Annotated in this window: 20 protein-coding genes; 6 read left to right on the top strand and 14 right to left on the bottom strand. The window is 56.6% G+C overall.

The annotated features are described in order from the left end of the window. Positions 1 to 17: 17 nt before the first annotated feature. A complete protein-coding gene (mgtA, locus tag N1249_RS02340; protein ID WP_259834214.1) occupies positions 18 to 2,726 on the bottom strand; it encodes a magnesium-translocating P-type ATPase in 2,709 nt (902 codons plus the stop codon). 390 nt (positions 2,727 to 3,116) lie between these two features. Between mgtA and treR the strand changes: the two genes are divergently transcribed. From treR to nrdG, 5 genes are all read left to right on the top strand, one after another. Further along, positions 3,117 to 4,064 carry a trehalose operon repressor TreR gene (gene treR / locus N1249_RS02335; protein WP_259834211.1) on the top strand — a complete coding sequence of 316 codons (948 nt, stop codon included), beginning with the start codon at positions 3,117 to 3,119 and terminating at the stop codon, positions 4,062 to 4,064. Between the two features lie 127 nt (positions 4,065 to 4,191). Further along, positions 4,192 to 5,610, top strand: coding sequence for a PTS trehalose transporter subunit IIBC (gene treB, locus N1249_RS02330; RefSeq protein ID WP_259837962.1), 1,419 nt, complete (start codon positions 4,192 to 4,194; stop codon positions 5,608 to 5,610). Positions 5,611 to 5,661: 51 nt separating this feature from the next. Beyond that, entirely contained in the window at positions 5,662 to 7,320 is a 1,659-nt protein-coding gene (gene treC / locus N1249_RS02325) for an alpha,alpha-phosphotrehalase (RefSeq protein WP_259834209.1), read from the top strand. Positions 7,321 to 7,694: 374 nt separating this feature from the next. Further along, complete coding sequence (gene nrdD, locus N1249_RS02320) at positions 7,695 to 9,833, top strand: anaerobic ribonucleoside-triphosphate reductase (protein ID WP_259834207.1); 2,139 nt, start codon at positions 7,695 to 7,697, stop codon at positions 9,831 to 9,833. Positions 9,834 to 9,937: 104 nt separating this feature from the next. Further along, positions 9,938 to 10,402 (top strand): anaerobic ribonucleoside-triphosphate reductase-activating protein, encoded by a 465-nt coding sequence (gene nrdG, locus N1249_RS02315; protein ID WP_259834204.1) that lies wholly within the window; start codon positions 9,938 to 9,940, stop codon positions 10,400 to 10,402. 31 nt (positions 10,403 to 10,433) lie between these two features. Here the strand turns inward: nrdG and N1249_RS02310 are convergent, their stop codons facing one another. From N1249_RS02310 to pmbA, 12 genes are all read right to left on the bottom strand, one after another. Next, positions 10,434 to 12,344 (bottom strand): transcription antiterminator, encoded by a 1,911-nt coding sequence (locus N1249_RS02310; RefSeq protein WP_259834201.1) that lies wholly within the window; start codon positions 12,342 to 12,344, stop codon positions 10,434 to 10,436. Between the two features lie 19 nt (positions 12,345 to 12,363). Beyond that, a complete protein-coding gene (locus N1249_RS02305; RefSeq protein ID WP_259834200.1) occupies positions 12,364 to 13,506 on the bottom strand; it encodes a lactonase family protein in 1,143 nt (380 codons plus the stop codon). A gap of 115 nt (positions 13,507 to 13,621) precedes the next feature. After that, on the bottom strand, positions 13,622 to 14,362 hold the full coding sequence (gene dagF, locus N1249_RS02300; RefSeq protein WP_259834197.1) for a 2-dehydro-3-deoxy-phosphogluconate aldolase: 741 nt from the start codon (positions 14,360 to 14,362) through the stop codon (positions 13,622 to 13,624). Further along, a complete protein-coding gene (locus N1249_RS02295) occupies positions 14,359 to 15,477 on the bottom strand; it encodes a DgaE family pyridoxal phosphate-dependent ammonia lyase (protein ID WP_259834194.1) in 1,119 nt (372 codons plus the stop codon). The genes dagF and N1249_RS02295 overlap by 4 nt, the downstream gene beginning before the upstream one ends. Further along, entirely contained in the window at positions 15,461 to 16,594 is a 1,134-nt protein-coding gene (locus tag N1249_RS02290; protein WP_259834192.1) for an amidohydrolase/deacetylase family metallohydrolase, read from the bottom strand. Before N1249_RS02290 ends, N1249_RS02295 begins: the two co-directional genes overlap by 17 nt. 42 nt (positions 16,595 to 16,636) lie before the next feature. After that, entirely contained in the window at positions 16,637 to 17,278 is a 642-nt protein-coding gene (locus N1249_RS02285; protein WP_259834190.1) for a DUF4310 family protein, read from the bottom strand. Between the two features lie 13 nt (positions 17,279 to 17,291). Further along, positions 17,292 to 18,068: a DUF4311 domain-containing protein gene (locus N1249_RS02280; RefSeq protein WP_014068672.1), complete on the bottom strand. Its 777-nt coding sequence runs from the start codon at positions 18,066 to 18,068 to the stop codon at positions 17,292 to 17,294. 22 nt (positions 18,069 to 18,090) lie between these two features. Next, a complete protein-coding gene (locus N1249_RS02275) occupies positions 18,091 to 18,390 on the bottom strand; it encodes a DUF4312 family protein (RefSeq protein WP_259834188.1) in 300 nt (99 codons plus the stop codon). A gap of 2 nt (positions 18,391 to 18,392) precedes the next feature. Then, positions 18,393 to 18,755: an SFCGS family glycine-rich protein gene (locus N1249_RS02270; protein WP_014068671.1), complete on the bottom strand. Its 363-nt coding sequence runs from the start codon at positions 18,753 to 18,755 to the stop codon at positions 18,393 to 18,395. 10 nt (positions 18,756 to 18,765) lie between these two features. Beyond that, positions 18,766 to 19,104 (bottom strand): glycine dehydrogenase, encoded by a 339-nt coding sequence (locus N1249_RS02265; RefSeq protein WP_088201846.1) that lies wholly within the window; start codon positions 19,102 to 19,104, stop codon positions 18,766 to 18,768. 320 nt (positions 19,105 to 19,424) lie between these two features. Beyond that, a complete protein-coding gene (cybC, locus tag N1249_RS02260) occupies positions 19,425 to 19,811 on the bottom strand; it encodes a cytochrome b562 (protein ID WP_259834186.1) in 387 nt (128 codons plus the stop codon). A 38-nt stretch (positions 19,812 to 19,849) separates the two neighbouring features. After that, positions 19,850 to 21,202, bottom strand: coding sequence for a metalloprotease PmbA (gene pmbA, locus N1249_RS02255; RefSeq protein ID WP_014068668.1), 1,353 nt, complete (start codon positions 21,200 to 21,202; stop codon positions 19,850 to 19,852). 95 nt (positions 21,203 to 21,297) lie between these two features. Between pmbA and yjgA the strand changes: the two genes are divergently transcribed. Beyond that, positions 21,298 to 21,849: a ribosome biogenesis factor YjgA gene (gene yjgA, locus N1249_RS02250; protein ID WP_259834185.1), complete on the top strand. Its 552-nt coding sequence runs from the start codon at positions 21,298 to 21,300 to the stop codon at positions 21,847 to 21,849. A gap of 75 nt (positions 21,850 to 21,924) precedes the next feature. On the opposite strand, the gene mpl is transcribed toward yjgA, so the two are convergent. Beyond that, positions 21,925 to 23,304, bottom strand: a complete 1,380-nt coding sequence (gene mpl, locus N1249_RS02245; RefSeq protein ID WP_259834184.1) for a UDP-N-acetylmuramate:L-alanyl-gamma-D-glutamyl-meso-diaminopimelate ligase — start codon at positions 23,302 to 23,304, stop codon at positions 21,925 to 21,927. Positions 23,305 to 23,325 lie beyond the last annotated feature (21 nt).

Raw genomic sequence — 23,325 nt, 5'->3', positions numbered from 1 at the left:
CACCCGGCAAATACGACTTACTGCCAGCCATACCGGCGGCTGTAAAACCCTTTCACCATTTGCGTCAGCACCATATAGCCCGCGAGGATCGCCACCAGCCACGGGAAGTAGCTCAGCGGCAGCGCCTGCAATTGCAGGTAACTCGCCAGCGGCGAGAACGGTAGCGCGATACCCAGCACCATCACAATCCCCGTCATCACAATCAGCGGCCATGCGGCACGGCTCTGAATAAACGGAATACGACGGGTACGGATCATATGCACTATCAGCGTCTGCGACAGCAGCCCCACCACGAACCAGCCGGACTGGAACAGGGTCTGATGTTCAGGCGTGTTGGCATGGAACACAAACCACATCAGGCAAAAGGTCAGAATGTCAAAAATGGAGCTGATCGGCCCAAAGAACAGCATAAAACGGCCAAGATCGGACGGGTTCCAGCGCTGCGGCTTCTGGATCTGCTCATCGTCCACGTTATCAAACGGGATCGCCACCTGAGAGACATCGTACATCAGGTTCTGGATCAGCAGGTGCAGCGGCAGCATCGGCAGGAAGGGCAAAAACGCACTCGCCACCAGCACGCTGAAGACGTTACCGAAGTTGGAGCTGGCGGTCATTTTGATGTACTTCAGCATGTTGGCAAAGGTACGGCGGCCTTCGATAACCCCCTCTTCCAGCACCATCAGGCTTTTTTCCAGCAAAATGATATCCGCCGCTTCACGGGCAATATCCACGGCACCGTCTACGGAAATCCCAATATCTGCCGCGCGCAGCGCCGGAGCATCGTTGATTCCGTCACCCATAAAGCCTACCACGTGGCCCTCGCGGCGCAGCAGCGTCACAATGCGCTCTTTGTGCATCGGCGTCAGTCGGGCAAACAGCGTGGTGCGCTGGGCAAGCCGGGCCAGCTCATCGTCAGAAAGATGTTCGATCTCGCTTCCCACCACCACGTCACCGGCATCCAGCCCCACTTCGTGACACACTTTAGCCGCCACCAGCTCGCTGTCGCCGGTGAGGATTTTCACGGTGATCCCGCTCGCCTTCAGGGCTTTCAGCGCCGGAGCCGTTGTCTCTTTTGGCGGATCGAGGAACGCAATGTAGCCTTCAAGGATCAGGTCTGATTCATCAATACGCTGATAATCCCCGACGCGTGCCGGCAGGAATTTGCTGGCCACCGCCACCACGCGCAGCCCCTGACGGTTCAGGTTGTCGGTCACGCGTTTGATGCGGCGCAGCATGGTGTCGTCCAGCGGGACGATATCACCGTTGTAACGTACCTGGGTGCACACATTGAGGATCTCCTGCAATGCGCCTTTGCAGATCAGCTGATGCACATCCTGCTGTTCACTCACCACCACCGACATACGGCGGCGCTCAAAATCAAACGGGATCTCATCCACTTTCTGCCAGCGGCCAGACAGCGCGCGGGCAGACTCTTCGCCCACGCCTTCCAGCACGGCAACGTCGAGCAGGTTTTTCAGCCCGGTCTGGTAGTGGCTGTTAAGCCAGGCGCTGTGCAGCACGCGTTCGCTGGTCTTGCCTGAAATATCGGTATGGTTCTCCAGCACGATTTTATCCTGCGTCAGCGTCCCGGTTTTATCGGTGCAGAGGATGTCCATCGCGCCAAAGTTCTGGATAGCGTCGAGGTGTTTAACAATGACTTTTTGCTTAGAGAGTTTTACCGCCCCGCGCGCCAGCGTGGAGGTGACAATCATCGGCAGCATTTCTGGCGTTAAGCCCACGGCAACAGAGAGCGCAAACAGCGCCGCTTCCCACCAGTCGCCTTTGGTGTAGCCGTTGATCAGCAGCACAATCGGCGTCATCACCATCATAAAGCGGATCAGCAGCATACTGACGCGGCCAATCCCCTTCTGGAAGGCGTTAGGCTCGCTTTCCTGCTCTGTTACGCGCCCGGCAAGCTGGCCGAACCAGGTGTTACCGCCCGTGGCGGTCACAATGGCCTGCGCGGTTCCGCTCACTACCGTGGTGCCCATAAAGCACAGGGTGTCGCATTCCAGCGGGTTCATCTGCTGCGGATCGCGGGTACGCGCCACTTTTTCCACAGGCAGTGATTCGCCAGTTAACGATGCCTGAGCGACAAACAGATCGCGCGCCTGAATGATGCGTAAATCAGCCGGGATCATATCGCCGGCGGCAAGTTTCACCAGGTCGCCCGGAACCAGCTGATCGATAGGCAGTTCAAGCCAGGCGTTTTCACCCAGTTCGTTAATCACGCGCGAGACGGTGGCGGTGTTGCTGACCATTGCTTTCAGGGCATCGGCCGCTTTGGTGGAGCGGGCTTCCTGAATAAAGTTCAGTAGTGTGGAAATCCCCACCATCAGGGCGATAACGCCCGCGGCAAACAGGTCTTCGGTGGCATACGAGATAATGCCGAGCACCGTCAGCAGCAGGTTGAACGGGTTGCGGTAGCAAACCCACAGGTGCACCCACCAGGGCGAAGGTTTTTGCGCCGGAATTTGGTTGTCGCCATGTTCAGCGCGGATTTTGTCGACTTCGGCTGCATTCAGCCCTTCCGGGTGCCCGCCAAAGGCGCGCCAGACTTCGTTTTCGTCCATCGCCGCCACGTTCAGGCAGCGCTCTGTCAGGGAAGAAGGAATAACCGCGCCCGCCAGATTTTTGGCATTTGGCATCGGGTCACGCTGGATAAGGCGGCGTGGCAGGTGGCGGCTCAGCTGATCAAGCAGCTGCCGGGTGATATTTTTCAGCATAATAAGCTCTCCTGCGCGCGCAGCGGCGAACGCAGTTTTGCTGGCAGACACGGTAAACCCGTACCTGGCGGCACTTTAATTATTAGCAGAAACGTTGGGGACGCTGCTGCCTCACATCACCGGTGAGACAGCAAAAGGCTGGCTTACCGGAAAGAAAGAGCTCTCCCGTTCAGGAGAGGCGTGGGATCGGGATCCATGTAACCTCCGGTAAGTAAAATCAGAATTTCGCCGCGCAGTATAAGGAATTAACCGTACCGTTTGTGACGATTCGGGCGGTATTATAACCCCGCGCAAGTAAACCATACGTAAACCAGACTTTGCCCATAGCAAAATCACGCTATACCATTACGCTCAATTGACGACCGCCGTCGCTGTTACAGGGAATAGAGGATGCAAAACCGCCTTACCATTAAAGACATCGCGCGTTTAAGCGGCGTGGGGAAATCCACCGTGTCGCGAGTGCTGAACAACGAAAGTGGTGTCAGCGAGCGCACGCGCGAGCGCGTCGAGGCGGTCATGAATCAGCACGGTTTTTCCCCTTCCCGCTCCGCGCGCGCCATGCGCGGGCAAAGTGACAAAGTGGTCGCCATTATTGTGTCGCGCCTCGATTCCCTGTCTGAAAACCTGGCCGTTCAGACCATGCTGCCGGCCTTCTACGAACAGGGTTACGACCCGATTATGATGGAAAGCCAGTTTTCGCCGCAGCTGGTGGAAGAGCACCTGGGAATGCTGCAACGCCGCAACATCGATGGCGTGGTACTGTTTGGCTTTACCGGCATTAAAGAAGAGATGCTTAAACCCTGGCAACCATCGCTGGTGCTGCTGGCGCGCGATGCCAGTGGTTTTGCCTCTGTCTGTTATGACGATGAAGGCGCTATCTTCACGCTGATGCAGCGCTTATACGATCAGGGCCATCGCCATATCAGCTTCCTCGGCGTGCCCCATGCGGACGTGACCACCGGTAAACGCCGTCATGAAGCCTATCTGGCCTTCTGCAAAAAACACGCACTGCCTGCCGTGGCTGCCCTGCCGGGCCTGGCCATGAAACAGGGTTACGAAAAGGTGGCAGACGTTCTGACGCCGCAAACCACTGCGCTGGTGTGCGCCACCGATACCCTGGCGCTGGGTGCCAGCAAATATCTTCAGGAACAACGGATCGATAACCTGCAACTCGCCAGCGTCGGCAGCACGCCGCTGATGAAGTTTTTGCACCCTGAAATTGTCACCGTCGACCCCGGCTATGCTGAAGCGGGACGCCAGGCGGCGAGCCAGTTGATCGAGCAGATCAACGGACGTGCTGAACCGCGCCAGATAGTGATCCCCGCACATATCTCTTAACCCTGATTAACGGATTATTGTGATCTTCGCCTGATTTCGGGAACGTTCCCATTTTCCAGATGACGCTTAACGAGTAGGCTTGCTTTCAGGTCATTACACCCTTCTCCATCTGTCATGAGGTTTCATGATGAGCAAAGTCAAACAAGCTGATATCGACCAGCTGATCGTCCTGGTTGGCGGACGCGATAACATCGCAACCGTCAGCCATTGCATTACCCGCCTGCGCTTTGTGCTGAACGATCCGGCCAAAGCCAACCCGAAAGCGATTGAAGAGCTTTCGATGGTGAAAGGCTGCTTTACCAACGCCGGGCAGTTCCAGGTGGTTATCGGCACTGAAGTGGGCGATTACTATCAGGCTCTGCTGGCCACCACAGGCCACTCATCTGCTGATAAAGAGCAGGCGAAGCAAGCCGCACGTCAAAATATGAAATGGCACGAGCAGCTGATCTCGCACTTTGCGGAGATCTTCTTCCCGCTGCTGCCGGCGCTGATCAGCGGGGGCTTGATCTTAGGTTTCCGTAACGTGATCGGCGATGTGCCGATGAGTGACGGCAAAACCCTGGCGCAAATCTACCCGTCACTGAAGACCGTTTACGACTTCCTGTGGCTGATTGGCGAAGCCATCTTCTTCTACCTGCCTGTCGGCATTTGCTGGTCAGCGGTGCGTAAGATGGGCGGTACGCCAATCCTGGGGATTGTCCTTGGCGTCACGCTGGTGTCTCCGCAGTTAATGAACGCTTACTTACTGGGTCAGCAGGTGCCGGAAGTCTGGAACTTCGGCCTGTTCACCATCGCGAAAGTGGGCTATCAGGCGCAGGTGATTCCGGCCTTACTGGCTGGTCTGGCGCTGGGCTTTATTGAGACTCGCTTAAAACGCATCGTCCCGGATTATCTATATCTGGTGGTGGTGCCGGTCTGTTCCCTGATTATCGCGGTGTTCCTTGCCCACGCCTTTATCGGCCCGTTTGGCCGCATGATCGGCGACGGCGTGGCCTTTGCGGTACGCCACCTGATGACCGGCAGCTTCGCGCCGATTGGTGCTGCGCTGTTTGGCTTCCTGTATGCGCCGCTGGTTATTACCGGTGTGCACCAGACCACGCTTGCCATTGATATGCAGATGATTCAGAGCATGGGCGGCACGCCAGTCTGGCCAATCATTGCGCTGTCTAACATTGCTCAGGCGTCTGCGGTCACCGGCATTATCATCATCAGCCGTAAGCATAACGAGCGTGAGATTTCCGTTCCGGCGGCTATCTCTGCCTACCTCGGCGTGACCGAGCCGGCGATGTACGGTATCAACCTGAAATACCGCTTCCCGATGCTGTGCGCCATGATCGGCTCTGGCCTGGCGGGCCTGGTGTGTGGCCTGAACGGTGTGATGGCGAACGGGATTGGTGTGGGTGGCCTGCCGGGCATCCTCTCCATTCAGCCAGCGTTCTGGCAGGTGTTTGCGCTGGCCATGGCCATCGCGATTATTGTCCCGATGGCGCTGACCACCTTCGTTTATCAGCGTAAGTACCGTCAGGGCACGTTGCAGATTGTTTAACTTCATCTTTCGGGGCGCAATTGCGCCCCTTCGCATTTGCAGGAACGAACTATGAATACCCTTCCTCAGTGGTGGCAAAACGGTGTCATCTATCAGATTTACCCAAAGAGTTTTCAGGACACAACCGGATGCGGTACCGGGGATTTACGCGGCGTAACGCAGCGCCTCGACTACCTGAAAAATCTCGGTATTGATGCCATCTGGCTGACCCCGTTCTATATCTCTCCGCAGATTGATAACGGTTATGACGTGGCGAATTACACCGCCATCGACCCGGCATACGGCACGCTGGATGACTTCGACGAGCTGGTCGCGCAGGCCCATTCCCGCGGTATCCGCATTGTGCTGGATATGGTGCTTAACCACACCTCGACCCAGCACGCGTGGTTCCGCGAATCATTGAACAAAGAGAGCCCGTATCGCCAGTTCTATATCTGGCGCGACGGTACGCCGGATGGCCTGCTGCCGAACAACTGGCGTTCGAAATTTGGCGGCAATGCCTGGCGCTGGCACGCGGGCAGCGAGCAGTACTATCTGCACCTGTTCGCCCCGGAACAGGCGGATCTGAACTGGGAAAACCCGGAAGTCCGTACCGAGCTGAAAAAAGTGTGCGAATTCTGGGCCGATCGCGGCGTGGACGGTTTACGTCTCGACGTGATTAACCTTATTTCCAAAGATCAGACATTCCCGAATGACGAGCACGGTGATGGCCGTCGCTTTTACACCGACGGGCCGCGCGTTCATGAATATTTGCAGGAGATGAGCCGCGACGTTTTCGCCCCACGCAACCTGATGACGGTGGGCGAGATGTCTTCCACCTCGTTAGAAAACTGCCAGCAGTACGCCTCCCTGGACGGGCGCGAGCTGTCGATGACCTTTAACTTCCATCACCTGAAAGTGGACTACCCTGACGGTGAAAAATGGACGAAAGCGCAGCCCGATTACGTGGCGCTGAAAACCCTGTTCAACCACTGGCAGCAGGGAATGCACAACGTGGCCTGGAACGCCCTCTTCTGGTGTAACCACGATCAGCCGCGCATCGTGTCGCGTTTTGGCGATGAGGGTGAGCATCGCGTCCCGGCCGCGAAAATGCTGGCGATGGTGCTTCATGGAATGCAGGGCACGCCGTATATCTACCAGGGTGAAGAGCTGGGTATGACCAACCCTCACTTCCGCCAGATCACGGATTATCGCGATGTGGAAAGCCTGAATATGTTCACCGAGCTGCGCGCCGAGGGTCGTGACGCGGATGAACTGCTGGAGATCCTCGCCAGCAAATCCCGTGATAATGGCCGGACGCCAATGCAGTGGGATGCCTCACCAAATGCCGGTTTTACAGCGGGTGAGCCATGGATTGCAGTCTGTGATAACTACCAGAACATTAACGCCAGCGCGGCGCTGAGCGACCCGGATTCGGTGTTCTATACCTACCAGTCACTGATTGCACTGCGTAAAACGCTGCCGGTACTGACGTGGGGGGATTATCAGGATCTGCTACCTGAGCATCCAGCCCTGTGGTGCTACCGTCGTCAGTGGCAGGGGCAAACCCTGATCGTGGCGGCAAACCTCAGCAATGCGTGCCAGCAATGGCAGCCAGACGCACAGAGCGGTGAATGGCAGGTCGTTATGAGCAACTATGCGGAAGCGGCCAACGCACCGCAGGCCATGACCCTGCGTCCGTTTGAAGCCGTCTGGTGGCTTCAGTCGTAATTTTCATCGCCGGGCATTGCCATATGCCCGGTTTACCTTACTGTTTTTGTTGAATTATTAATCAGATTTTTCCTGCCACAATTTACAAACGCTGTAGCGCCCGTCATTTGTACTCTCGTCTTTTTACTTTGTTCTGAATCAAATAAATCGCAAACATGTTTGATGCAAATCACTATATGTAGCACTTAAAATGCACGCCGACCCAACATCTTGTATTTATCGTCTACTATTCCAACAACAAGACGGCGACTCAGCTCTCCGGAATTGTGGATAACAACTGTCGGGAACGAGGGAAGTGACTGGGCTATCAATACATCAGCCCGGTGCAGTCTTCTCCACCTCTGTGGATAACCTGTTTTTAAAATGGAGTGATCATGACACCGCATGTGATGAAACGTGATGGCTGTAAAGTGCCGTTTAAATCAGAGCGCATCAAAGAAGCCATTCTGCGTGCAGCTAAAGCAGCGGGAGTCGATGACGCAGATTACTGCGCCACCGTCGCAGAAGTCGTTAGCAGCCAGATGAACGAACGTAGCCAGGTGGATATCAGCGAGATCCAGACCGCCGTTGAGAACCAGCTGATGTCAGGCCCGTACAAGCAGCTGGCCCGCGCTTACATCGAATACCGTCACGATCGTGACGTCCAGCGCGAAAAACGTGGCCGTCTGAACCAGGACATTCGCGGCCTGGTAGAGCAAACCAACTCTGCGCTGCTCAACGAAAACGCCAACAAAGACAGTAAAGTCATTCCTACCCAGCGCGACCTGCTGGCCGGTATTGTTGCCAAACACTACGCCCGCCAGCACCTGCTGCCGCGCGATGTGGTTTCCGCGCACGAGCGCGGTGAGATCCACTACCACGATCTCGACTATTCGCCGTTCTTCCCGATGTTCAACTGTATGTTGATCGACCTGAAAGGGATGCTGACCCACGGCTTTAAAATGGGTAACGCCGAGATTGAACCGCCAAAATCCATCTCCACTGCCACGGCAGTAACCGCGCAGATTATCGCCCAGGTTGCCAGCCATATTTACGGCGGCACCACCATTAACCGTATTGATGAAGTGCTGGCCCCGTTCGTGACGGCGAGCTTCAACAAACACCGTAAAACCGCTGAAGAGTGGCAGATCCCGGACGCAGACGGCTATGCGCATTCGCGCACTGAGAAAGAGTGCTATGACGCATTCCAGTCGCTCGAATATGAAGTGAACACGCTGCATACCGCAAACGGCCAGACCCCGTTTGTGACCTTTGGCTTTGGCCTGGGCACCAGCTGGGAATCGCGCCTGATCCAGCAGTCCATTCTGCGCAACCGTATTTCTGGCCTCGGCAAAAACCGCAAAACCGCCGTGTTCCCGAAACTGGTGTTCGCTATCCGCGACGGCCTGAATCATAAGTTTGGCGATCCGAACTACGACATCAAACAGCTGGCGCTGGAGTGCGCGAGCAAGCGTATGTACCCGGACATCCTGAACTACGACCAGGTGGTGAAAGTCACTGGTTCGTTCAAAACGCCAATGGGCTGCCGCAGCTTCCTCGGCGTGTATGAAGATGAAAACGGCGAGCAGATCCACGACGGGCGCAACAACCTGGGCGTGATCAGCCTTAACCTGCCGCGTATCGCGCTGGAAGCTAAAGGCAATGAAGCCGCCTTCTGGACGCTGCTGGATGAGCGCCTGCAACTGGCCCGTAAAGCGCTGATGACCCGTATTGCGCGCCTGGAAGGGGTGAAAGCCCGCGTCGCGCCAATCCTCTATATGGAAGGGGCCTGCGGCGTGCGTCTGAAAGCGGACGATGACGTATCAGAGATCTTCAAAAACGGCCGTGCGTCTATTTCGCTGGGTTACATCGGCATTCACGAGACCATCAACGCGCTGTGTGGCGACACGCATATGTACGACAGCGAAGCCCTGCGTGAGAAAGGCGTCGCTATCGTCCAGCGTCTGCGCGATGCGGTTGACCAGTGGAAAGATGAAACGGGCTACGGTTTCAGTCTGTACAGCACGCCAAGTGAAAACCTGTGCGACCGTTTCTGCCGCCTCGACACCGCGGAGTTCGGCATTGTGGAAGGGGTAACCGACAAAGGTTATTACACCAACAGCTTCCACCTGGACGTTGAGAAAAAGGTTAACCCGTACGACAAGATCGACTTCGAAGCGGCTTACCCGCCAATCGCCAGCGGTGGTTTCATCTGTTACGGCGAGTACCCGAATATCCAGCACAACCTGAAAGCGCTGGAAGACGTGTGGGATTACAGCTATCAGCACGTACCGTATTACGGCACGAACACCCCAATCGACGAGTGCTACGAGTGCGGTTTCACCGGTGAGTTTGAGTGCACCAGCAAAGGCTTCACCTGCCCGAAATGCGGTAACCACGATGCGGCCCGCGTTTCCGTCACCCGACGCGTGTGCGGCTATCTTGGCAGCCCGGATGCGCGTCCGTTTAACGCCGGTAAGCAGGAAGAGGTGAAACGCCGCGTGAAACATCTGGGGAATGGGCAGATAGGTTAATCTCTGCCACGTTAATGCCCGGTGGCGCTGCGCTTACCGGGCCTACGGACCACACTCTTTTGTAGGCCGGGTAAGCGCAGCGCCACCCGGCGTGGTTATTCGCTATGAACTATCACCAGTACTACCCCGTCGACATCGTCAACGGCCCCGGCACCCGCTGCACTCTGTTTGTTTCAGGCTGCATTCACGAATGCCCGGGCTGCTACAACAAAAGTACCTGGCGTGTAAATTCTGGAATGCCCTTCACCCTGGAGATGGAAGACCGGATTATCAACGACCTGAACGACACGCGCATTCACCGCCAGGGGATTTCGCTGTCGGGAGGCGATCCGCTTCACCCGCAAAACGTGCCGGAGATCCTGAGGCTGGTTAAACGCATTCGCCGCGAGTGCGCAGGAAAAGATATCTGGGTATGGACGGGCTATAAACTGGATGAACTGAACACCGCCCAAATGGAGGTGGTGGATCTGATCAACGTGCTGGTCGATGGCAAGTTCGTGCAGGATTTAAAAGACCCTGCGCTTATCTGGCGCGGCAGCAGTAACCAGGTTGTGCATCATTTGCGGTGACTGAAGGCGGATATCCTCTATCCGCCTCATCTCAAAACCGGCTCAAACTCTCCATCGCCACCGCCTTAAACCCGGCGAAATCCTTGCAGCCGCAAAGCCGCGTCATTGCCCGTTCGCGCAGGAAGGTGACAAAAATATCGTAGATCGCCATTGCCTCTTCATACTCGCTTTTGCTGATGGCGAGCAGGAAGATGACGTGTGCGGTTTCATCACCCCACGGGATGCCGTGCGGCGCCAGCACCGTGTAGACCACGGTTTTCTGCGCCAGCAGGCCCAGGGAGTGCGGCAGCGCAATTCCTTCACCGAGCATGGTGCTGACGATCGCCTCACGCTCGACCACGGAATCGAGAAACTCCGCGCCGACAAAGCCTTCGCTTTCAAGCTGCCCGCACAATTCACGGAACAGCGTCTGCTGGTCGATGGGTTTATCGATAATTCGGAAATGGGCGGCGTCGAAGTATTTATCCAGCATCCACGGCCGGGTGCGATCCACCAGCACCAGCTTGCCGATTTGCTCAAGCTGATAGTCGGTCGGGAACGGGGCGATCATCACCACCGGTTTCGCCTTTTCGCTGATGCGCGCCGTGGAGATCACAAAATCTTCGCTGAGGCTTTCGGCCTGCTCGTACTCGCGTAGCGTGAGGGTGCGCGTCACCTCAATCTGCGGATATTTACGCTGGAGCACCGCCTCAATCATTCTCACCATCGCGTTGCCCGCATCGCACACCAGCAGCACGCGGGGCTGACGCTGATAGCCAATGTTGTAGTGGCGTTCCAGCCCGACGCCGATATGCAGCACCAGGAAGCCAATCTCGTTTTCGCTGATCACGTACGGCGTATATTTGCCCCAGCTTGATACCGCCGCCAGGGTCATATCCCAGGCCATCGGGTAATGCTGTTTGATGTTATCCAGCAGCGGATTAGGGATCATGATTTGATAGCGTACGCGGGTGATCATGGTTTTAATGTGCGTGAGCAGGTCCGCGTGCAGCTGCTCATCGCTGAGCAGGTTGTAGTTATAGTGGGTGTTGATGTAGCGCAGGATGTAATTGACCAGAGCTTCATCGTCGTCGGCGTTGATGGCGCTTGGGGCAATCTCCTGGATCTGGCGCGCGGCAATGTGCACGCAAAGCCAGCTCTCTTCCGAAGGGGAAAGCGCCTTGCCCGCCAGCTGTTGAATGGTCACCGCAATGTCTTTCGCCGCTTCCCGTACGTTCTCTTCCACATCTTCCGCGTGGAATTCCGGCAGGGGATAACCTTCGCTGATACGACGTACCGACACCGCACAGTACAGGCGCAGGAACAGTTCGCCTTCGTCCGTCAGGCGGATGTGGTGACGGGTGAGCGCATCATGCAGCACCGTGACCATCTGTTCAGGCACGCCTGCATTCAGCGCCACTTCGGTGACCAGCGGGTTCAGGCTGTCCTGCTGCGCCAGCTCCCAGAGCAGGTCGGTCAGACAGGCGCGGGTCGCCATCTCGCTGCCAAATAGCTTCATGCCATGGCGCGGGCGGGTTTCCAGGGTCAGGTTGTAGCGGTGGAACCACTCGCGCACTTCCACCATGTCGCTTTGCAACGTGGCGCGGCTGACAAACCATTCGTCGGCCAGATCTTCAAGCTTGAGCGAAAAGGCCGATGTCAGAAAACGCACCACCAGATAGTGCACTCGCTCCGGCCCCGTGCGGGGAATACGCAGCGCGCGCGGGTGAGAATCCTGAAGCTGCTGATAGCGCGCCGCATCGTCGATTTTGAGCTGGTAACCATTACCCCGGCTCAAAATAAACTGTGCGCCGTGGCTCGCCAGCAGCGCATTCAGAGCAGTGATATCAGCACGGACGGTACGCGTGGACACCGACAGCCGCTGCGCCAGCTCGTCCTGTGGCAGCGTTTCGTTTTGCAACAGTTCGAAAAGTTGCGCTAAACGTTGGTTCGGGAATCGCACGTCGTTGTCCTCTTACGGCTCAGGGGGAAGGTGAAATGACCATCTGGGATGGACTGCCAACCGGCGTATAGTCCGGTTCGAAGCTGAGTTTGCCGTCTCCCGCTACGCGGAATCGGGTGATGTTGTCGCTGCGCTGATTCATGACGTAGAGCCAGCGCCCTTGTTTATCCAGCGTCAGCGAGCGCGGGTAATCACCACGCGTCCAGACATCGTCCTGATGCGTCAGCCTGCCATCTGCTGTTACGGTAAAGTGCCCGATGCTGTTATGCAAACGGTTAGCCACATACAGCTGTTTGCCGTCTGCACTTAATGCCAGTCCGGCGGCAAAACTGGTGCCTTTATAGCCTGCTGGCAATGCAGATAGCGTTTTGCCCTCTTTCAGGGTGCCATTTGCATTCACGACATAATGGGTCAGCGTAGACGCCTCTTCGTTAATCAGCCACAGGGCATCACCTTTTGGCGTAAAGACAAAGTGGCGCGGCCCGGCACCTTTTGAGGAGGCGCTGATAAACGGCGGATCGTTCGGCGTCAGCTTTCCGCTTTGATCGTCAAAACGGTACTGGTAGATACGATCCAGCCCCAGATCGGTGGAAAAAACGTATTTCCCGGCAGGATCGGCGGCGATCATGTGCGCATGTGGGCCATTATGATCGCTTACCGCAAAACTCCCCTCCGCGGCGGCTTCCGGTTTTGCCGCCCCCGGTTCACCCTGATCCTGATGGGTGTCCGATGCGTCGCCCAGGCTGCCGTCCGCCTTCACGGGCAGCACGGCGATGGAGCCACTCACATAGTTTGCCACCAGCAGATGACGGCCATTAGGTGTTAAAGAGAGATAAACCGGCCCAGCCCCACCGGAAGCCACCTGATTTAATTCGCTTACCGCGCCGTTATCCCCAACGCGTAATGCCTGCACCACGCCCTGCTCCACTTCGCTTGCCACGTACAGCGTTTTGCCATCGTGCGAGACGGTGAGCTGTGCAGCATTGGGCAGTTTGCTGACCAGCGTTTTGCTGGCGAGCACCCCGGTTTGCGGGTCAACGGTAAAGCGGTATAGCCCTTCGCCGTTCGGATTGTAGGTTCCCACCCAGGCGTATTGCGTTTGGGCGATAGCGGTGGTGGCGAGCATTGAGAGTGAAGCGACAAGCAGGGTACGGGTGTGCATGGTGGCTCCTTCAGGTTTGTGCTGTGTGTTTCCCCTCACCCCGGCCCTCTCCCAAAGGGAGAGGGGGTAAAGGTTCCCTCTCCCTTTGGGAGAGGGTTAGGGTGAGGGGCAGGTTTTACTTCACCAGCTTCTTCGTCATTTCAAGCAGCGTGCGCACATCTTCCGGGCGCGTGTCGCCGCTGGCTTTGTCGATAATCGAGCTGTAGATATGCGGGATGACTTTGCTCACGCCAGCGTCCAGCGCAATCTGCAAAATCTCCTCGTAATTTTCCAGATCGATACCGCCGGTTGGCTCCAGCCAGAAGTCGTGGCGGGCGCAGGCTTCCGCTACCGCTTTGTACTCATCACGGCACTTCAGGCCGCCCATCGGGAAGTACTTAATGGAGCTGCCGCCAAAATCTTTCAGCAGGGCAATCGCCGTTTCTACCGGTACGATGCCGTCCGGGGCCGCGCTGCTCAGCGGGCCGGTGGAGATTTTGACCATGCCGACAGTACCGGTCGGAGAGACCAGACCGTTGACCACGGACTCATTTTGCCCCAGCAGCGCACGGCTGGTCGCCACGCCGGTAAAGACCTGATTCACGTGCTGCGGTTGTACCTGACGGGAGATCTCACTCACCATCGCCGACTGGTTCGGATCGCCCGCGCCCAGCCCTACAGACAGCGCGTTATCAATCAGCTGGGCATATTCGCGCATATCGGCCACCGCGCTTGCCACGTCCGGGTAATTTTTGGAGAGTACGCCCACCAGCACATGGCCTTCTGCTGCTTCGTAAATGGCGCTGGCGTTAGCTTTTGAACCCGCCAGTACGTTCAGGCAGACACGGTCACGGTAAAAGTTGGGGGTCAGTTTCATGCGTTTTTCTCCTGTCCTAATACTTCGCTAATGCGGCGGTACACAATGTTCAGCTGGTCTGCGTTCACGCTGCGCACGTCCGCTTCGATAATCCCTTCGTTGGCCTTGTAGCCACGGAAGTAAATCGCATATTCGCCCTGCTTCAGGCGGTTCACCAGCTCGCCGGTGCCCACGCCGGTGGTGGCTTCGTCGAACTTGATTTCAGCGCGCGCGATATCGCGACCCGCGCTGTCCCAGACCACGCGCGCGGTGACGCCGTTCAGAGTGTTCAGCGCATCGATAAACGGCGTCATCTTCGCCACCATCTCTGCACCGCTCTCTTTGGTCGCCGTCAGGTAGTGTTCGATGGCGCAGGTCAGGCCAAGAATGCCCTCTTTACCCACTTTCATCGCACGTCCAATACCCGCCGTCTGGCGTTTCACCCACTCGACATACTGCGTTTTGCCAATCACCAGACCGCTGGTTGGCCCTTCGATCGCCTTCGCGCCGCTGTAAATCACCAGATCCGCGCCGGAACGGTAGTAAACATGCAGATCTTCTTCCGCCGCCGCATCCACAATCAGCGGCAGGCCATGTTTACGTGCCACCACGGCTGCCTGCTCTACGCTGAGCATACTTTTCTGCACGCAGTGGTGAGATTTGATGTACAGGATCGCCGCCGTGCGCGGGGTGATGGCTGCCGCCAGCTGATCGGCAGAGCATTCGTTGGCGTAGCCCGCTTCCACCAGCTTGCCGCCGCCCAGCGCCACCATGGTGCCGACCGGCGCGCCAAAGTTAACGTTGTGGCCTTTCGGCAGCACAATTTCGTTGTTCTCAATCGGCGTGACGTGCAGGTTTTCCAGCAGCCAGTCGCTGTCTTTCACCAGCACCGCCGCCACAGACTGGGCAATACCCGCAGAAGCGCAAGAGACAACGGTCGCCCCTTCCACATCCAGCAGATCCGCAATGTATTCACCGGTTTTGTTGACCAGATCTTTCATCTCGAAGTACTGGTTCATCCCGTCCATCGCCGCCTGCACCACTTCCGGGCGTGGCGTGGAGACACCCAGGGCCGTCATGCGGCCAGAGGTGTTGATGACCTGCTTTAAATTGTACTTCTCATAAATCGAAGGCATGTTCCGTGCTCCCTTGTTCGGTCATGTAGCCCTTGCCTGCGCGGATCGCGGCAAGCGGCACCAGAATGTGTTCAGCCTGAAGGCTGTCGTTTTCGGCGTCGGTTAATAACGTTGGCTGGCGCTTAATGGTGAACAGCGTCAGGTCAGCGTCGAGCCCCGGCTGGATGCGCCCTTTGCGCGTCAGGCGCAGGCCGTCGGCAGCATTTGCGGTTACGCAGTCAATGACCTGCGACAGCGACATACCGATGGCGAGGAATTTCGACATCACGCTCGCCAGCGACCCGACCGGGCCATTAATGCGGTTGCGGCAGTAGATATCCGAGCTGATGGTGTGCGGCAGAATGCCCATCGCAATGGCGCGTTTCGCCACCTCAAAACTGAAACTCGCCGTACCGTGGCCCACGTCCAGACGTACGCCGCGTTTCAGGGCGCTGGTGATGGATGCGCGCAGCTCGCCGGATGGGGTCAGAATGCGGTTCGGTTTGCCGTTGTAGCAGTGGGTAATGATGTCGCCGGAACTCAGCAGTTCAGCGATTTCGTCAAGATTTGGCGGGTTGTTGCCAATGTGCACCATCAGCGGCAGGTCGCCGTTCTCTTTCTGGATGGCTTTCGCCCGCTCCAGCGGGGTGATGCCATTTTCGCCGACCACGCTGCTGCTCATGCGCGCTTTCAGGCCGACGATAAAATCAGGGTGGCGTTTAACAGCCTGCTTCACGGCATCCGCGTCAATATTGGCCATATTGGCCAGCTCGTTCTGGGCAATCAGCCCCACGCGGGAGATATTCAGCAGGGCAAAGACCTCGGTTGAGGCTTTGCGGGTGATAGCGTAAAAATCGTCCACGTCGTCCGCGCCGGTGCTGCCCGCATCCACCACGGAGGTCACGCCGGTAGCGATGCCTACGCTGTCCGGTTCGTCGTGGTAAATCGGGGAATTCGGGTAGCAGTGTACGTGGGAGTCAATCCAGCCTGCGCTGACGAACACTTCGCCATTAAGCTCCACCGTTTTACGGGCGGGAGCGTCAATCTCGCCAAGCGCCGCGATTTTCCCGTCCTGAATGGCGATATCGGTCAGGGTATCGTCGGCAAGGCGCGCACGGCGCAGGAGTAAATCAAACATGAGGATCTCCTGATAAGACGGGCGCCGGAGCGCCCGCAGGTATTAAAGGGCGACCGGGAACAGCCAGCCCAACAGCATTGCACCGAGGATTGCACCGCCGGTAATTGGCTTCTGCCAGATATAGAACAGCAGCGCGCCCAGCAGTGAACCGACACCGATTGGAATGGAGGCGGTCATGGCGCTAAGGATAATCAACGGCCCGAGGAAGCGGCCGGAGGCGTTACCTGCGCCCATCATCACGTCAGCCCCATAGGTGGAGTTGCTCTGATTGATGGTGAATTTACGCGCCAGGATGATGACGTAGCCAATCGCCAGACCAATCACCAGGCCAGTAATCAGCGCGGCAATGAAGTTGGTCACCGGGAACATAATGCCCGCGCCCAGCAGCAGCGCGGGCACACCAAGGCCTACGCCGGTCTGGATCGCGCCGCCGATATCAAGAATACCGACCAGCGAGCCTTCGATAATACGGGCGAACAGGAAGCTTGCGCCGAAGGCCGCCACCGCGCCGTAGACGCCGGTATCGATACCCGCTTTCAGCATCGCCACGAAGGCCACTTCGTTAAACACGCCAATGCCATACAGGTAGTACATGTGCGTCCCGGCGAACACGCCGGAGGAGAGCAGGCCAACGAAGATCGGGAACGACCAGTCGGCATACCAAAAACCTTTATTCTGTTCCATGTAGAGGCTCCTGTTATTTACCGCTGAGCGAGTTGTGGATCATGTCGAGCCAGTTCGGCACGGTCAGATGGAAGGATTCGATCATCTTCATGTCGAAGCCGCGGAAGAAGCCGCTCAGCACGAACAGTGCGATGATGGCGGCCATCATCACTTTGGTGACGTGGTTCCAGCCGCTCTCTTCTACGCCTTTACCAATCAGGATACCCAGCACCAGGCCCGGTACGGCGTTACCCATAATCAGCTGCGCTGCGCCGCCAAAGACGGTGGCCCAGAAGCCCGATTTTTTGCCCGCGTCGATAGCCGCCAGCCAGAAAATCACCGGCATCACGGTGTTCACCAGCAGGTTAGCTGCCGGTACCAGCACCTTAACGGCCGTCACCTGAAGTGCAGCCGGAACGGAAGAGGCGGTAAGGTTAAGGAAGGTCACGACGATCATGCCGATCACGCCGCAGGCAATCGCCATTTTGCGTGGGTCGTGGAGTGTTTCACCGACATTACGGTTTTTGATCATCAGCGCCGCCGCGCCCCAGTTCGGGATAATGCGGTGGTCAACGTCCTGAGTGAACGCACCTGCGGCCACGGAAGAGGCCCAGGCGTTAAAGAAGAAGCCTAACCCAAAGGAGAAGTGAGAAGCCGGATCCCCTTCACAGGAGTTCAGTTCCCCCAACGTACGAAACGCGCCCATACCCTGAGTGGTAGGCGCATGAAACATGCGTGCAGCCCCGGCCCCAACACCGACGCCAACCAGGCCGCCAATGATGAGCGATTTTATTAATATAATTAAGAACATCAGTCTGCCCTTTTATGAATAATCAGCGTTGCGTGACGAAATCCACCTGGTCGAGATTGATGGCGGTCACGTTGACAGTCACATCCAGCTCCACGCTGTAGGTGCGTCTTTCCCGACGCAAAAAGAAGAACAGAAACGCTTCTTTTCGCACCGCTTCTTGCGCCTGAACAACCTGCACATCCTGTGGCTCAATACGCAGTAAGATATGCGGTGAGGCTTTCATCACCGCGACCTGAACGTGGTTGAGTGCATCGGCAAAGGCGCGCGCTTTGGCGTCGCCTTTTCCCTTCACTCTCACCGTGGTAGTGAATTGTTCTTTCATGCTTACGCGCCGTGCTTCTTCTGCCACGCCTGTACCAGACGCTCGCCCAGCTCTTCTTTATCCATAAAGCCGAAGCCGAGTACGTTGCAGCCTTCATTGATGGCAGTTACGCCCTCTTCCACTGAACGCATCCCGTATTTGGCTTTGTAGCCATATTTGGTTTGAGCGGTAATTGCACCCGCGCCGCCGCTGCCGCAGAAGGAGATGCCGAAGGTTGCATTTTCCGCTTTCATCACGTCACCCAGCTTCATATCCGCTGCCATACCCGGCACAACCACAGCGCGTCCACCTGCTTTTTCGATACCGGCCGCCACTTTCTGACCTTTACCCAGGCGATCGCCAATCACGACTGTAATTTGTTCCATGTGTTGCTCCTTAAAGGTTGTCTTTCGCGACTTCGAAGTGAACGGAAAGCAGCCAGGCTTCTTCATCAGGAAGGTTGCCAAACTGCGCGACCACTTCGCGGGCAAGTCGCATTGAATCAGGTGAAATTTCGTCGAACAATTCCGCTTCGACTTCTGGCAGCGGCTCGCCGGTCACGGACCGGTGCGCCATCGCGCGGACGTGTGAAGTCAGCATCTGTTCCTGCACTGCGTTGGGGATGATGTTGTGCCGGGCCAGCAGGGCATAAACCTGCTTAAGCATGGTGGTCGCGAGCTGCTCTGTTTGCACCGCCTGGTCTCCAACGTCGTTCATTACCGCTCCGTTAATCACTCGTCTTACCCCGTTAATGTCTCTGGGATAAAACTAACGTTGGCGGTTAATTGTTTGTAGCGAGTTGTTTTCCACTTCGAAGTGGAAAGGAGAGCGGCGGCAGTGATCTGTGCCACATAAATGCGCTGAATGATGACAATTCGCTGGTTTTACGTGATGAATATCACGCAATCCATCGACAAAACGTCAGGGTGGAAAACGAAAACAACGGGAAGGAGAGTCGCAGAAATGTGACAGCGATAGGGTTTACTTATTACGACGCATAAAAAAAGCGAGAGCATTACGCCCTCGCCTTGCGGTTGTGTCAGATGCTGAGTCTGTTAGCGGTATTTCTGGTGATAGGTGTTGCGGGTGGTCACGAACTGCTCCGCCGCCGCCTTCGCCTCTTTCACTTTACCTTCGTTCGCCAGCTTCAGCGCACCGTCAATCTGGCCGACCAGGACATCAAAACCGTGGCGGTAATCTTTCATTTCCGCGCTGTCTGCCGCTTTGCTTTCCAGCTTCGGCGGGGTCGCTTTTTGCGCGTCCAGAGCCGCTTCACGCATTTTGGTTAATGCAGCTTTCATTTCAGACGCATTATCGGTTTTCTGCACCACTTTCAGATTGGTGCCGAGGGTGCCCATATCTTCTTCAAGATCGGCAGCAAACGCTGTCGAACCAAGAACCAGCGTTGACGCCGCGACGATCGCTAACAGTTGTTTACGCATTGCTCACTTCCTTTTTTATAATTAACAAAACGCCAAATCTATTGTCCGGCAATTTTCATTTCAGGCAGAAGAACTGAACCACACTGTATATTGCTACGTGTTTCAATATCGTTACCGACCGTAACGATATTACGCCACATATCCTTCAGGTTGCCGGCGATGGTAATTTCGCTCACCGGATACTGAATTTCACCGTTTTCAACCCAGAAGCCCGCTGCACCGCGAGAGTAATCCCCGGTGATGCCGCTCACGCCTTGCCCCATCAACTCAGTGACCACCAGACCCGTGCCCATCTCTTTCAGCATCTGCTCAAAATTCAGGCCCTGTCCGGCAATACGCCAGTTGTGGATGCCGCCCGCGTGACCAGTGCTTTTCAGCCCCAGCTTGCGCGCAGAATAGTTGGTCAGCAGCCACTGGGTCAGCACGCCGTCTTTGATGATATCGCGACGTTCAGTGCGCACACCTTCGCTGTCGAACGGTGTGGAGGCCAGCCCTTTCAGCAGATGCGGGTGCTCTTCAATGGTCAGCCATTCCGGCAGGATCTGTTTGCCAAGTGAATCCAGCAGGAACGTGGACTTACGGTAAACCGAACCACCCGCAATCGCCCCGACCAGATGACCAAACAGACCGGTGGCCACTTCGTTGGCAAAAATCACCGGCGCTTTCATGGTGGAAAGTTTACGCGGTGACAAACGCGACAGCGTGCGCTCGGCGCACTCTTTACCGACCCACTCCGGAGACTGCAAATCGCCGAGCGCACGGCCAATGGTGTAAGCGTAATCACGCTCCATATCGCCGTTCTCTTCGGCAATGACGCAGCTCGAAAGCGAATGGCGGGTTGAGCAATAGCCCTGCAACATGCCGTGGCTGTTGCCGAAAACTTTGATGCCGTAGTGGCTGTTAAAGCTGCCGCCTTCGGTATTGGTGATGCGTTTATCCGCTTGCAGGGACGCCTGTTCTGCACGCGCAGCCAGTTCGATGGCCTCATCCGGGGTGACTTCCGCCGGGTGGAACAGGTCCAGATCGGGTGCGTCAAACGCCAGCAGCTCTTTATCCGCAACGCCTGCGTAAGGATCGGGTGAGGTATAGCGCGCAATGTCCAGCGCGGCCTGCACCGTACGGGCAATGGCATCCGGGCTAAGGTCAGTCGATGACGCACTACCTTTGCGATTCTGGTGATAAACCGTGATCCCCAGTGCGCCATCGCTGTTAAATTCAACATTTTCCACTTCGCCATAGCGGGTACTTACGCTAATGCCGGTGGTTTTGCTTACCGCCACTTCGGCGCCATCTGATTTACCTGAAGCCAGCGCCAGCGCTGTGGAGACTGCTTCTTCCAGAATCTTACGCTGCGCTTCAACTTGTGAGGTTACTTTCATCGCAAATGCCATACTGTAAGAGAGAGTTAAGTGAAGTCTATCAGAGAACCGTTTTTCAGTGCGCGTCTTAACTGGTAACATTAGCCTCTTTTTTTAAGGAGCCTGACATGACTAAGCAGCCCGAAGACTGGCTCGACGACGTTCCCGGTGATGACATCGAAGACGAAGATGATGAGATCATCTGGGTCAGTAAAAGTGAAATTAAACGCGACGCCGAAGAGTTAAAACACCTTGGCGCGGAAATGGTAGAACTGGGTAAAAACGCGCTGGATAAGATCCCGCTCGACCAGGATCTGCGTGATGCCATTGAACTGGCACAGAAAATAAAAAAAGAAGGCCGTCGCCGCCAGCTTCAGCTTATCGGTAAAATGTTGCGTCAGCGCGATGTTGATCCGATTCGCCAGGCTCTGGATAAGCTTAAGAACCGCCACAACCAGCAGGTTGCGTTTTTCCATAAGCTTGAGCAGATCCGTGACCGTCTGATTGAACAGGGCGATGACGCGGTACCGGAAGTCTTGAATCTGTGGCCAGACGCCGACCGCCAGCAGCTGCGTTCTTTGATCCGCAATGCGAAGAAAGAGAAAGAAGGGAATAAGCCGCCGAAGTCTGCGCGCCTGATTTTCCAGTATCTGCGCGAGCTGTCAGAGAGCGATGAGTAATCCCCTCCCCCCAAAGTGGAGAGAGGAAACACAGAAGAGTAAGCCCGGTAAGCGCAAGCGCCACCGGGCTTTTTTTTACTCTGCGGCTGCGGCTTCAGCCTTTTTCGCCAGGCCATCCAGCAGTTTCTGATGGATGCCGCCAAACCCGCCGTTGCTCATCACCAGAATGTGATCGCCAGGCTGGGCGGTTTTCACCACCATATCCGCCAGGGTATCCACATCCGCACTCCAGTGTGCTGGCTGTACGCAAGCTTCAGCAACTTCCGCCACCTGCCATGGAATGTGCTGAGGTTGCAGCAGGAACACTTCATCCGCACGTCCTAAAGACGGCGCCAGATCGTCTTTACAGACGCCCATCTTCATGGTGTTTGAACGCGGCTCCAGCACGGCCAGGATACGTGCCGTTCCGCCGACTTTACCGCGCAGGGCAGCAAGGGTCGCCAGAATAGCGGTTGGGTGGTGTGCAAAGTCGTCATACACCGTGAGGCCGTGGGCTTCACCGCGCAGCTCCAGGCGACGACGGGCATTCACAAATGAACCTAGCGCATTGGCCGCGTCCGCAGGCACCACGCCCACATGACGTGCCGCAGCAATCGCCATCAGACCGTTGTGCATGTTGTGTTCGCCCACCAGGCCCCACTTCACTTCACCCACTTTTTCGCCGTCGAGCAGCACTTCCCACTCAGAGGCATCGGCATTGAGTTTTTTCGCCTGCCAGTGGCCTTGCTCGCCCACCAGCTCCTGCTCGCTCCAGCAGCCCATCGCCATTGTCTGTTTCAGGTTGATGTCGTTTTCCGGCAGGATGATACGGCCCTGGCCCGGGACGATACGCACCAGATGGTGGAACTGTTTCTGGATGGCTTTCAGGTCGTCAAAGATATCCGCGTGATCGAACTCAAGGTTATTGAGGATCAGCGTGCGCGGGCAGTAGTGCACGAACTTGGAACGTTTATCGAAGAATGCGCAGTCGTACTCATCGGCTTCGATCACAAAGAACGGGCTGTCTCCCAGACGCGCAGAGACGTCAAAGTTACCCGGCACGCCGCCAATCACAAAACCTGGTTTGTAACCACAGGCTTCGAGGATCCAGGTCGCCATCCCGGCGGTCGTGGTTTTACCGTGCGTACCCGCAACGGCCACAACCCAGCGATCGCGCAGCACGAAATCGTGCAGCCACTGCGGGCCAGACATGTATGGAATATTGCGTTCCAGCACCGCTTCAACACACGGGTTGCCACGGGTCATGGCATTGCCAATGATGACCAGATCCGGCTGCGGGTCTAACTGGCTGGCATCGTAGCCCTGAATGAGGTCGATGCCCTGATTCTCCAGAAGCGTGCTCATCGGCGGATACACATTGGCGTCCGAACCTGTTACTTCATGGCCCAGCGAGCGCGCCAGCATTGCCAGCCCGCCCATGAAAGTGCCACAAATCCCCAATATATGAATGCGCATACGTCACTATCCTTCTTCAAT

It is taken from the genome of Enterobacter sp. CP102 (genome assembly GCF_025152625.1).
GTDB lineage: Bacteria > Pseudomonadota > Gammaproteobacteria > Enterobacterales > Enterobacteriaceae > Enterobacter > Enterobacter soli.
This window is presented reverse-complemented; position numbering and strand designations above follow the sequence as displayed.

Coding starts and splice junctions, on each gene's coding strand:
- nrdG (WP_259834204.1), top strand. CDS start 9,938: ATGAACTATCACCAGTACTACCCCGTCGACATCGTCAACGGCCCCGGC.
- cybC (WP_259834186.1), bottom strand. CDS start 19,811: ATGCGTAAACAACTGTTAGCGATCGTCGCGGCGTCAACGCTGGTTCTT.
- N1249_RS02275 (WP_259834188.1), bottom strand. CDS start 18,390: ATGAAAGAACAATTCACTACCACGGTGAGAGTGAAGGGAAAAGGCGAC.
- N1249_RS02285 (WP_259834190.1), bottom strand. CDS start 17,278: ATGGAACAGAATAAAGGTTTTTGGTATGCCGACTGGTCGTTCCCGATC.
- N1249_RS02305 (WP_259834200.1), bottom strand. CDS start 13,506: ATGCACACCCGTACCCTGCTTGTCGCTTCACTCTCAATGCTCGCCACC.
- mpl (WP_259834184.1), bottom strand. CDS start 23,304: ATGCGCATTCATATATTGGGGATTTGTGGCACTTTCATGGGCGGGCTG.
- pmbA (WP_014068668.1), bottom strand. CDS start 21,202: ATGGCATTTGCGATGAAAGTAACCTCACAAGTTGAAGCGCAGCGTAAG.
- treC (WP_259834209.1), top strand. CDS start 5,662: ATGAATACCCTTCCTCAGTGGTGGCAAAACGGTGTCATCTATCAGATT.
- treB (WP_259837962.1), top strand. CDS start 4,192: ATGAGCAAAGTCAAACAAGCTGATATCGACCAGCTGATCGTCCTGGTT.
- mgtA (WP_259834214.1), bottom strand. CDS start 2,726: ATGCTGAAAAATATCACCCGGCAGCTGCTTGATCAGCTGAGCCGCCAC.
- N1249_RS02270 (WP_014068671.1), bottom strand. CDS start 18,755: ATGGAACAAATTACAGTCGTGATTGGCGATCGCCTGGGTAAAGGTCAG.
- yjgA (WP_259834185.1), top strand. CDS start 21,298: ATGACTAAGCAGCCCGAAGACTGGCTCGACGACGTTCCCGGTGATGAC.
- N1249_RS02295 (WP_259834194.1), bottom strand. CDS start 15,477: ATGCCTTCGATTTATGAGAAGTACAATTTAAAGCAGGTCATCAACACC.
- dagF (WP_259834197.1), bottom strand. CDS start 14,362: ATGAAACTGACCCCCAACTTTTACCGTGACCGTGTCTGCCTGAACGTA.
- N1249_RS02290 (WP_259834192.1), bottom strand. CDS start 16,594: ATGTTTGATTTACTCCTGCGCCGTGCGCGCCTTGCCGACGATACCCTG.
- N1249_RS02280 (WP_014068672.1), bottom strand. CDS start 18,068: ATGTTCTTAATTATATTAATAAAATCGCTCATCATTGGCGGCCTGGTT.
- nrdD (WP_259834207.1), top strand. CDS start 7,695: ATGACACCGCATGTGATGAAACGTGATGGCTGTAAAGTGCCGTTTAAA.
- treR (WP_259834211.1), top strand. CDS start 3,117: ATGCAAAACCGCCTTACCATTAAAGACATCGCGCGTTTAAGCGGCGTG.